This is a genomic window from Erythrobacter donghaensis (assembly GCF_001557325.1).
Taxonomy (GTDB): domain Bacteria; phylum Pseudomonadota; class Alphaproteobacteria; order Sphingomonadales; family Sphingomonadaceae; genus Erythrobacter; species Erythrobacter donghaensis_B.
In genome coordinates this window covers 20,012-30,728 of the sequence record NZ_LSJS01000072.1, presented here as the reverse complement: position 1 = coordinate 30,728, position 10,717 = coordinate 20,012, and the positions used below count along the sequence as shown (strand labels likewise).

The 10,717-nt window shown below is 67.2% G+C and carries 10 protein-coding genes; 5 read left to right on the top strand and 5 right to left on the bottom strand.

Features of this window, described 5'->3' with window-relative positions; genetic code table 11:
* Positions 1–463 precede the first annotated feature (463 nt).
* Entirely contained in the window at positions 464–2,026 is a 1,563-nt protein-coding gene (locus tag AX692_RS03465) for a class I adenylate-forming enzyme family protein (protein ID WP_073973670.1), read from the bottom strand.
* Positions 2,027–2,112: 86 nt separating this feature from the next.
* Between AX692_RS03465 and AX692_RS03460 the strand changes: the two genes are divergently transcribed.
* The 5 genes from AX692_RS03460 to AX692_RS03440 all read left to right on the top strand — a co-directional run bounded on the left by AX692_RS03460 (position 2,113) and on the right by AX692_RS03440 (position 8,046).
* Positions 2,113–2,877 (top strand): PIG-L deacetylase family protein, encoded by a 765-nt coding sequence (locus AX692_RS03460; RefSeq protein WP_081095505.1) that lies wholly within the window; start codon positions 2,113–2,115, stop codon positions 2,875–2,877.
* Between the two features lie 96 nt (positions 2,878–2,973).
* Entirely contained in the window at positions 2,974–5,538 is a 2,565-nt protein-coding gene (gene gyrB, locus AX692_RS03455; RefSeq protein ID WP_073977406.1) for a DNA topoisomerase (ATP-hydrolyzing) subunit B, read from the top strand.
* Positions 5,539–5,556: 18 nt separating this feature from the next.
* Complete coding sequence (locus AX692_RS03450) at positions 5,557–6,702, top strand: AI-2E family transporter (RefSeq protein WP_073975636.1); 1,146 nt, start codon at positions 5,557–5,559, stop codon at positions 6,700–6,702.
* Positions 6,703–6,711: 9 nt separating this feature from the next.
* Complete coding sequence (locus AX692_RS03445; RefSeq protein ID WP_073975635.1) at positions 6,712–7,488, top strand: M50 family metallopeptidase; 777 nt, start codon at positions 6,712–6,714, stop codon at positions 7,486–7,488.
* Positions 7,489–7,536: 48 nt separating this feature from the next.
* Positions 7,537–8,046, top strand: a complete 510-nt coding sequence (locus AX692_RS03440; RefSeq protein ID WP_073975634.1) for a nuclear transport factor 2 family protein — start codon at positions 7,537–7,539, stop codon at positions 8,044–8,046.
* Here AX692_RS03440 and AX692_RS03435 read toward each other — a convergent pair.
* The 4 genes from AX692_RS03435 to AX692_RS03420 form a co-directional block, all read right to left on the bottom strand.
* A complete protein-coding gene (locus tag AX692_RS03435) occupies positions 8,043–8,681 on the bottom strand; it encodes a hypothetical protein (protein ID WP_073975633.1) in 639 nt (212 codons plus the stop codon). The genes AX692_RS03440 and AX692_RS03435 overlap by 4 nt on opposite strands.
* Positions 8,682–8,798: 117 nt before the next feature.
* The gene (locus AX692_RS03430; protein ID WP_073975632.1) at positions 8,799–9,596 is read right to left on the bottom strand and encodes a DUF1295 domain-containing protein; all 798 of its coding nucleotides are present in this window, start codon (positions 9,594–9,596) and stop codon (positions 8,799–8,801) included.
* On the bottom strand, positions 9,589–10,224 hold the full coding sequence (locus tag AX692_RS03425; protein ID WP_073975631.1) for a 1-acyl-sn-glycerol-3-phosphate acyltransferase: 636 nt from the start codon (positions 10,222–10,224) through the stop codon (positions 9,589–9,591). Before AX692_RS03425 ends, AX692_RS03430 begins: the two co-directional genes overlap by 8 nt.
* Positions 10,225–10,343: 119 nt before the next feature.
* Positions 10,344–10,583 carry a hypothetical protein gene (locus AX692_RS03420; RefSeq protein ID WP_073975638.1) on the bottom strand — a complete coding sequence of 80 codons (240 nt, stop codon included), beginning with the start codon at positions 10,581–10,583 and terminating at the stop codon, positions 10,344–10,346.
* Positions 10,584–10,717: the final 134 nt, after the last annotated feature.

The following is a 10,717-nucleotide window of genomic DNA, read 5'->3' as shown; positions in this document are numbered from 1 at the left end:
GCTCTCCCCCTGCTGGGCCTCCCCCACCGGTCACTGCCTGGCCAAGCGCCCGGCACGCAGCGAAAGAGACGCGGCCACCGCCCTCCCCCCCCCTGAACTGGTGGCCGCGTCTCGAGCCGCGCGGCCCGGCGCCTCGGATGCGTCGCAACGGATGATTGCCCATTTCGATTGCGGTGATGAATTCTTTTCAATCTCCAGTGAGATTGAATGTTGCTTCACTGTTTCTACATCATGCTCGGCCCGGATGCTCCCTCTCCCCCCCTGAACGTCCGGGCCACCCAACCACAACAGAACAGGGAACCAGAACCATGACCATGATCAGCGAAAAGGCCGTCGCCCTGCTGCTCGCCGTTGCGCTCAGCGGCACCGCGTTCAACACGTTCATCGTGTAAACGCAGCAGCGCAGGCAGATGCCGATCAACCGGCCCGGCCCCTCACCCCAAGGTGCCGGGCCGAGCTGCATCTAGTCCGTGCCGCCCAATCGCGCGGCTTCCTCGCGCAGCTCGGTCTTGAGCAGCTTGCCGATGTGGCTGCGCGGCATTTCGGCAATCGGGTGCAGGGCCGCGAGCCGCTGGGTCTTGCCGAGCCGCGCATTGACTGCCGCCATGATCGCCGCCGGTTCGGTCGCGCCGTCCTTCAGCACCACGAAGCCCACCGGCGTCTCGCCCCAGGCGCGCGAGGGGACGCCCACCACCGCGGCCTCGACCACCCCTGGCTCCTTCGCCAGTTCGGCCTCGAGATCGCTCGGATAGATGTTGAACCCGCCCGAGATGATCATGTCCTTGGCGCGCCCGACCAGCTCGACGAAGCCCTCCGCATCGACCCGGCCGATATCGCCCATGCGCTGCCACACGCCCCCGTCGGCAGGGTCGATCCAGTAGCCCTCGCGGGTCTTCTCGGGCTGGTTCTGGTAGCCGCTCATCATCGTGAGGCTGCGGCCGACGAGATTGCCGGGGGTGCCCGGCGGCACTTCGCGGTCCTCGTCGTCGAGCACCTTCAGTTCGCTCCCGGGCGCGGGGCGGCCGACGGTGTGGAGCTTGTCGGGGAATTCGTGGGCCGCCAGCAGGCACACCACGCCGCCCTCGGTCATCGAGTAGATCTCGATCAGCCCGCCGGGCATCCGCGCCAGCACCTCGCGCTTCAGATCGGCGGAGAAGGGCGCGGAGGTGCAGTATTTGAGTTTCAGCGCCGACAGGTCGAAGCTGTCGAACCCGGCGAAATCCATCAGCCGCTGGTATTGCACCGGCACCAGCATGGTGATCGTCGTGCGGTCGGCCTCGGCATGCGCCAGCCAGCGCGCGCAATCGAACTTGCCCATCACCCGCGCGCAGCCGCCCGCCAGCAGCACCGGCAGGAAGGCGACCATGGTGGTGTTGGAATAGAGCGGGGTCGAGGCGAGCGAGCGGACATCGAACCCCGCGCCGAGATAGGACAGCGCAGTCGGCGCGAACTGCCGCCAGCGCATCCGGTGCGAATGGACGATGCCCTTGGGGATGCCCGTGGTGCCGGAGGAATAGATGATGTTGAAGGGGTCTTTGGGCACTGGAGTGAATTCTGGAGCGCGAGAGCCGGGAGGGGCCATCCACTGGTCGATGCTCTCCAGCGGCACGCGGATCAGGTCGGCCATGCAGTCCGGCCCCAGTTCCGCCGCCTTCGCCGCATCGATGAACAGGTGGGCCGCGCCCGAATCCTTCGCCATCCCCTTCAGCTGATCGGGCGAGGCACTGGTGGTGAGCGGCGCCGCCACGCCGCCCGCGCGCACCGCCGCCAGGAACACCAGCGCATATTCCACGCATGAGGTGCCGAGGATCGCCACCGCCTGCCCGCGCTGAAGCCCCGTCTCCACCAGCCGCGCCGCCAGCCGCTCGACGAGACCCACCAGCTCGGCCCAATAGACCTCGCGCTGCTCGTCGACGAGGGCGAGGTCGTCGCCCTTGATGCGCGACCATTCCATCAGGATCTCGGGGAAGCTGCCGAAGGGCTCGGCAAGGCGGCTCATCATCGTCTCGTTGTTCATGGGGGACATGCATAATCGGGGCGGGGCCTCGCGCAAAGGATTTGCCAATCGGCGCGAACAAGTGGCAGGACATAAGCGAGGAGAGGGGCAAAAGAATGATCCGGAAGACTGCGACAATGGCGCTCGCCGCGCTGGCGTTGGGGACGACTCCCGCCCGGGCTGCCGAGCCGTCCGAGAGGGTCCTGGTCGTCGTCGCGCACCCCGATGACGAGCTGTTCATGGCCCCCGCGATCGCGGCGCTGGCGCGGCAGGGTCACGCAGTGACGATCGTCTTTGCGACGCTCGGCGATCAGGGGCCGGGCGTGACCGACTTCGAGCGCGGGCCGCCGCTCGGCGCGATCCGCCGCGCGGAGGCGCAATGTTCGGCCAACGCGCTGGGGGTGCAGGCGCGGTTCCTCGACGGGCTGGGCGACGGCACGCTGGCCGAAACCCCGCAGGCGCCCAAGTCGCCCGCCTTGCGGTTCATTGACCAGTTCGCGAAGGCCTATGTCGAGACGGACCCGCAGCTGGTGCTGACCTGGGGACCGGCCGGCGGCTATGGCCATGCCGACCACCGCATGGTGAGCGCGCAGGTGACCATGGCGCTGCAATCGCTAGCCAACCAATATCGCGCGCGGCTGCTCTATGTGGGCATCCCGGCCGGCTCCTTGCCCAAGGTGCCGCAGATGGCCGGCTGGGCCGAGACCGATCCGGCCCTGCTCACCGAAACCGTGCGCTACTCCCCCGCCGATCTCGATGCCGCCAAGGCCGCCGCGATGTGCCACGCAACCCAGTTCGACGAGGCCTCGCGCCAGGGCATGATGGGCCTGTTCGATGCGACCATGTGGCGCGGCAAGGTGCATTTCCGCCCCGCGTTCTGAGCCGTCCGTCGGCCCGTCCCGAACACTCGTGGAAAAGCAGGCCTCGGGGGCCTCCCGCAGTTGGGTTTCGCCGCCCGAGCCCCTATATGATGGGCCATGGACGACAACACCAACCAGACCCCGGCAAAAGTGCCCAACGCCAATGAATATGGCGCGGATTCGATCAAGGTTTTGAAGGGGCTCGACGCGGTCCGCAAGCGGCCGGGCATGTATATCGGCGACACCGACGACGGCTCGGGCCTGCACCACATGGTGTTCGAGGTCTCGGACAACGCCATTGACGAGGCATTGGCGGGGCATTGCGACCTCGTGCTGATCGAACTGAACCCGGATGGCAGCGTCAGCGTTGAGGACAATGGCCGCGGCATCCCCACCGGCATGCACCCCGAAGAGGGCGTCTCGGCGGCCGAAGTCATCATGACCCAGCTTCACGCGGGCGGGAAGTTCGAGAACACCTCGGACGACAATGCCTACAAGGTCTCGGGCGGGCTTCACGGCGTGGGCGTATCGGTGGTGAACGCGCTCTCGGAATGGCTCGAACTCACCATCTGGCGCGAGGGCAAGGAGCACTGGATGCGCTTCGAGCACGGCGATGCCATCGCCCCGCTCGAAGTGAAGGGCGATGCCCCCAAGGTCGCCGGCAACGCCGATGCGAACGGCTTCAAGAAGGGCACCCGCGTCACCTTCAAGGCCAGCCATGAGACCTTCAAGAACGTCACCGAGTTCGATTTCGAGAAGCTCGAACACCGCTACCGCGAGCTCGCCTTCCTCAACTCGGGCGTGCGCATCAAGCTGCGCGACAAGCGGCACGAGGAACAGCTCGAACACGATCTCTACTACGAGGGCGGGATCGCCGCCTTCGTCAAATATCTCGACCGCAACAAGCAGCCGCTGATCGCCGCGCCGATTGCCGTTTCCGCCGAGAAGGACGGGATCGGGATCGACGTGGCGCTCGAATGGAACGATTCCTATTACGAGAACGTGCTCGCCTTCACCAACAACATCCCCCAGCGCGACGGGGGCACGCACCTGTCGGCCTTCCGCACCGCGCTGACCCGCACGCTCAACAACTATGCCGAGCGTTCGGGGATGCTCAAGAAGGAGAAGGTCAGCCTCTCGGGCGAGGACATGCGCGAGGGCCTGACCGCCATCGTCTCGGTGAAGCTGCCCGACCCGAAGTTCTCCAGCCAGACCAAGGACAAACTCGTTTCCTCGGAGGTGCGCTCGCCGCTGGAAGCGCTGATGGGCGAGAAGATGAGCGAGTGGCTCGAGGAAAACCCCAATGACGCGCGCGCCATCATCCAGAAGATCATCGACGCCGCCGCCGCCCGCGAAGCCGCCCGCCGCGCGCGCGAGATGAGCCGCAAGGGGGCGATGAGCGTCGCCTCGCTGCCGGGCAAGCTGGCCGATTGCCAGGAACGCGATCCGGCCAAGTCCGAACTGTTCCTCGTCGAAGGCGACTCCGCAGGCGGCTCGGCCAAGCAGGGGCGCGACCGCAAGACGCAGGCGATCCTGCCGCTCAAGGGCAAGATCCTCAATGTCGAGCGCGCGCGCTTCGACCGGATCATCTCCTCCAAGGAGGTCGGCACCCTCATTCAGGCGATGGGCACCGGCATCCGCGACGAGTTCAACCTCGAAAAGCTGCGCTACCACAAGATCGTCATCATGACCGACGCGGACGTGGACGGCGCGCATATCCGCACGCTGCTGCTCACCTTCTTCCACCGCCAGATGCCCGAGATCATCAAGGCCGGGCACCTGTTCATCGCCCAGCCGCCGCTGTTCAAGGTCGCCAAGGGGCGCAGCGAGGTCTATCTGAAGGATCAGGCGGCGCTCGATCGCTATCTGGTCGATGCCGGGCTGCATGGCCGCGTGCTGGAAACGCAAGGCGGCACCCGCGGGGCGGAGGATCTGCGCGCGCTGGTCGACGGGGCGCTGAGGCTCAAGAACCTGCTCGCCTTCGTCCCGCGCCGCTACGACAGCGGGATCGTCGAGCAGATGGCGCTGGTGGGCGCGCTCGAGCCGGGGCTGGCGGGCGAAGCGCTCGCCGCCGCACTGGCCCGCGCCGCCGGGCGCCTCGGTGCCGGCGACCGCGAGGCGCGCTGGTCCGCGAGCCAGCGCGAGGATGGCACCGTGGTGTTCGAACGCCTGTGGCGCGGCGTCACCGACGTGCACGAGATCGACGCGCGCTTCCTCTCCTCGACCGAAGCACATAAGCTCCACGGCCTCGCCGCCGCGCAGGCCGAGGCCTATGCCGCCCCCGTCAGCCTGGTGCGCGCCGGGGCAGAGGCCGAGGAGCCCGAACCCGAGGCCCCCGCCACCCCCGACGATCCGCTCGCGGGCGAGGCCGAGGAGGCCGCACCGGCGCCCGCCGCCACCTTCGACGGCACGATCAGCCGGCCCACCCAGCTGCTCGAGGCGATCTTCGCCGCCGGTCGCAAGGGGCTCTCGATCAGCCGCTACAAGGGGCTGGGTGAAATGAACGCGGAACAATTGTGGGAGACAACCCTGGATCCCGACGCCCGGGTGCTGTTGCAGGTGAAGGTCGAGGATGCCGACGTGACCGACGAGATCTTCACCCGCCTGATGGGCGACATCGTCGAGCCGCGGCGCGAGTTCATTCAGGATAACGCCCTTAACGTGGCCAATCTCGACGTTTAGCCTCTCGCGAAAGACCCCATGGCCGCCCATCCCAACCGCACCGAGGACCTGCAACAGGCGAGCTTCCTGATCATCCTCGCGGTGGTCGGCCTGCTGATGACGGTGATCGTCTGGCCCTTCGCCCAGCCGCTGCTGTGGGCCGCGCTGGCGGCGATCATGTTCCAGCCGCTGTACCGCGCGGTCCTGCGGCGGTTGCGCGGGCGGCGCAATCCGGCTGCGGGGCTCAGCCTCCTCATCATCTTCATCGTCGTCCTGATCCCCGCCGCGTGGATCGCGACCATGGTGATCGAGCGGGCGATCGTGCTGGTGACCACGCTGCAGGAGCAGCCGATCGATCTCGCCGCGCTGTTCGACTCCGTCTACACCGCGCTCCCCGGCTTCGCCCGCGACGCGGTCGACCGCAGCGGCTGGGCCGACATCACCATGGTCCAGACCCGCCTCCAGGAGCTGCTGACCCAGAGCGCGGGGGTGATCGCAACCCAGGCAGTCTCGATCGGCAGCGGCGCGCTCAGTTTCTTCCTGTCCTTCGGCGTGGCGCTCTATGTCATGTTCTTCCTGCTGCGCGACGGCGAGCGGATCGGGCGCACCGTGCTGTGCGCCGTCCCGGTCGAGCGCGCGATCGCCGACCGGCTGGCGGAGCGCTTCCTCGGCATCGTGCGCGCGACCATCAAGGGCACCGGCGTGGTCGCGCTGGTGCAGGGCGCGCTCGGCTGGATCACGCTGCTGATCGCGGGCGTCCCTTCTGCGCTGCTGTTCGGCGTGGTCACCGCGATCTTCGCGCTGGTGCCGGTGATCGGCGCGGGCGCGGTGTGGCTGCCGGCGGGGCTGTACCTGCTGATCAGCGGCGCGACCTGGCAGGGGATCTTCGTGCTGCTGGTCGGCTTCTTCATCATCTCGTCCGCCGACAACGTGCTGCGCCCCATTCTGGTCGGCCGCGACACCGGCATCCCCGACTGGATCATCCTCATCACCACGCTCGGCGGGATCAGCCTGGTCGGCTTCTCAGGGATAGTGCTCGGGCCGCTGGTGGCGGGGCTGTTCCTCGCCAGCTGGTCGATCCTGCGCGAACAGCGCGAGGAGGACGAAGAGGCTGCGATGCACGATAATGGCGGCATCCGCGTCGATGCGGAGGGCCACACGCCCGAAGCGGCGACGGCGGGCTGAGCGCAGCCGGTGTCCTCGCTCGTCACCCCCGGCTCCAAAAGCGAGGCGATCGGCCGGCTGCTGCTGGCCGGCTTCGTGGTCTCGCTGCTACCGGTGCTGCCGTTCGGCGACGTCCTCGCCTATCCCTTCCTGATCCTGACGACGTGGTTCCACGAGATGGGCCACGGCCTAACCGCGGCGGTGCTGGGCCAGTCGTTCGAGCGGCTCGTGCTGCTCCCGAACGGATCGGGCTATGCCGAATACCTCATCAGCGGCGAAGCGTCGCGGCTGGTGCAGGCGGCGATCTCGGTTGGCGGGCCGCTCGCTCCCAGCCTGGCCGGCGCCGCGCTGATCGTCGCCAGCGCCCACCCGCGCGCCTGGCGTCCGGTGCTGTGGGTGATGGTCGCCGCGATCCTCGCCAGCACCATCATCTGGGTGCGCTCGGCGACCGGGTGGTGGGCGCTGCCGGTCGCCGCGGCGGTGCTCGGCCTTGTCGCGTGGCGCGCGTCCGGAGGCTTCCAGCGCTTCACGCTCCAGTTCCTCGGCCTCACCGCGGCGTGGAGCGTGTTCGGCGCGTGGCGCTACTTCCTCACCGAGCAGATCATGATCGAGGGGCAGCCGCAGCTCTCCGATACCGGCGCGATCGCGGCGGCGATCGGCCTGCCCTACTGGTTCTGGGCGGGCGCGATCCTGCTCGCCTCGGGCGCGATGTTCTTCTTCGCGCTGCGCTATGCCCTCGCCGACAAGCGCCGCGGGCCGCCTTCGAGAAAGCTTCCCGCGAACGTCCTCCAGTTCAAGCGCCGCTGACGCTTTGGGCAGTCCCGCCGGCTTGCCTTGCGAGGTAGGCTGCCGGGCATGGAGATCACCGAACTTGCCGACCGGCTCGCCATTGCCGAGACACTCGCGCTCTATTGCCGCGGCATCGACCGATGCGATCCCGACCAGCTCGCCGCCGCCTTCACCCCCGACGCCCGGATCGACTACGGCGACGGCGCGCGCCCGGTTGCCGAGGTCATCCCGGGGCTGATGGCCGGGCTCGGCGCGATGCGCCTGACCCAGCACAACATCTCCAACACTGTGATCCGCATCACCGGCGAGAGCGCGCGGGCCGAGACCAATTGCGTCGCGCTCCACCTCATCCCGTCACCGCAAGGCGAGGTCGAGCTCACCGTCGGCGGCCGCTACCTCGACACGCTCGCAAAACGCGAAGGCCGCTGGCTGATCGCCGAGCGGCTCTACGTGATGGACTGGAACCGCTCCGCGCCCGCCACCATGGCGCTGGAAGGCGGGCTGTTCGATGGCCTGCGCCGCCACGGCGCGCGCGGCGCGGACGATCCTGCCACCACGTGGTGGGCCGAAAACTAGGAGGCAACCTTTAGCGTATTCAGACCCGCTGCATCAGCCCCGGCCTCGCCCGACAGGCCGATGAACATCGTGTCGACGATCCGCGCCAGCTTCGCCTCGGTCAGCTTGTCGCCGAGATAGATCAGCGCATCGGGCAGGGTGTAGTTGCTGATCATCTGATTGATCAGCGAGAGCGCCTCGTCGATCTCGAGCCCGGCGAAGAAGCCCTCGGCCTGCGCCTCGGCGATCAGTTCGCACAGGTAGTGGTCGGCGAGATCGACATAGGAGCGCACCCGCTCGAAATTGGCCGCGCCCATCTCGCAAAGCACGGTGAAGAACTGCGGGTCCTCGCGGAAGCGCCCTTGCGCGATCACGAAGCGGCGGCGGAAGAATTCGAACATCTTGCGCTGGGGCGGAAGGCTGCTCGAGAGCACCTCCTCCATCACCGCCAGCTGCGGGGCGAGCCAGGTCTGCGCGACGGCATCGAACAGGTCGTCATAATCGACGAACAGCGCCTCGAAGCGCGCGCGGGTCAACCCGCTTTCGGCCATCGCGACGGTCCACGGCACCTCGGAGCCGCGTTCCTTGACGAGGTCGAGCACATGGCGCGCAATCCGCTCGCGCTCCGCATCCCGGGCCATCTCGGTCAGTGCCATGTCGCTCGCGCCTCCTTGCGCGCATGCCAACATAGGCGAGCTTTGCGCGGGGCAAAAGAGCCGCTCGTCGATTTTTTGTGCGACGCAGCACGCCGATGGTGGCGCCGGCGGCGGCGTTCAGGTCTTCGGCGGCAGCGGGAAGAAGGCCGAGGTGCGGCGCTTGTAATCGGCGTATTTGTCGCCCTTGGACTTGTCCAGACCGCGCTCGAGCAACGCCACGCCCGACCACTTGGTGAGGGTGAAGCTCAGGAACAGCGGGCCGATGACGGTCGCCGCCGCGTAGGGCCAGCCCGCCGCGGCGCAAGCGAGCCAGATGCCCCACCACGCGGCGAAATCGCCGAAATAGTTCGGATGACGGGTGTAGCGCCACAGCCCGGTGTCGAGCACCTTTCCGTGGTTCGCCGGATCGGCCTTGAAGCGGGCGAGCTGCCAGTCGCCGACCCATTCGAAGAACACGCCGACGCACCACAGGGCGAAGCCGACCCAAGCGAGCGGCGGGATCGGCGAAGGTTCGGAGCTGGCGAGGATGCCGACCTGCGCCGGGCTCGAAACCATGAACAGCAGCACCGCCTGCATCAGCCACACGCGGGTGAGCGCGGCCTGCGCGAAGCGCCCCGCCTCGCGATCCTTCTTGAGGATCAGCTTGTAGCGCTTGTCCTCGCCCTCCTTGAGCCAGCGCAGGAAGAGATAGATGCCGAGCCGGAAGCCCCAGGCTGCGGTCATCAGCATGATCAGCGTCGCAAGTTGTCCCGGCCCCCCGCGCACATGCAGCCAGCTTGCCACCGCGAGGATGCCCATGCCGGCGCCCCAGAAGGCGTCGATGAAGCTGACGTCGTCGATCTTCACACTGATCGCCCACTGGATCAGCACCAGCACGATCAGGATCGCGGCGTTGATGGCGAGGAGTTCAAACATCGTTCTTGCCCGCAATGATGTCGCGCGCCTGTTGTTCCAGGACCTTGAAACGCTCGTAATCGGGCAGCTTCGAGCGGAACCACTCGGCGATCTTGAGAAGGTCCTCGCCATAATTGCCGGTCGGCACCAGCGGTTCGCCGAAGCTGATGATCCGCCGCGCATTGTCGGCAAAGGCGGGGACGATCGGCACGTTCGCGGCGCGGGCGATGTGGTAGAAGCCCGATTTCCACTTGCCGTCGGTCTTGCGCGTACCCTCGGTCGCGATCACCAGCGCCAACTCGTCACGCACGGCAAATTCCGCGGCGACCTGCTCGGTGGCGTTGAGGCGGCTGCGGCGGTCGACCGGGATGCCCCCCATGTCGAGCATGAAATTCTTCATCACCCCCTGAAACAGCGTGTGCTTGCCCATGAAGTTGGGGCGGATGCCCTCTTCATGGGTGGCGCCGGTGAAGAACACGAAGTCCCAGTTGGTGGTGTGCGGCGCGCCCGCGATCACGAATTTCTTGAGGTGCTTGGGCAGCGGGGATTCGATCTTCCACCCGCGGATATACCAGATGGCGAGGATGATCCGGCGCACGATGCGCGAAAGCAGAGTTGGCGCACGGGTGTGCGCGGCGGCGGTCGGCATGTGCGGCAATGTCCCTGCCCTCTCCCAAAAGGCTTTCGCGCTTGTGGCCTAACTTGGGTTAGCTACGCAAGAGGGCGGGGCGCGGTTTCAGTCTGCCCGGTATCACAAGGCGAGGGGGTCTACTCCTGACCCTCGAAATCCTTGCGGGCGTCTTGCCATGCCTCCCACGCATGCTCCGGATCGATATCGAGATATCCCCGGGCCGCGATCACCTCGAGGTGCTGCTCGCGGGTCATGGCGATGGCCTCGCTGGAATCGCGAATTGCGATCACCTCGGCCTCGGTCAGGGGCGCGCCCTTCTCTCTTTCCCTGTTCAGCAAGACTGCGACCAGCGCCGGCACAAAGACAATATCGACCAAGCGGGCCTCCTCTACATCCGGAACACGCCTAAGGCGGGCCACTCGGCAATCGGCGCTTCCGGACATGCCGCCTGCGTTTGTGCCCGCAATGGGGGGAGTTTCGCAAGGAGGCGTGTGGAGGTTTCTGTCGCAGC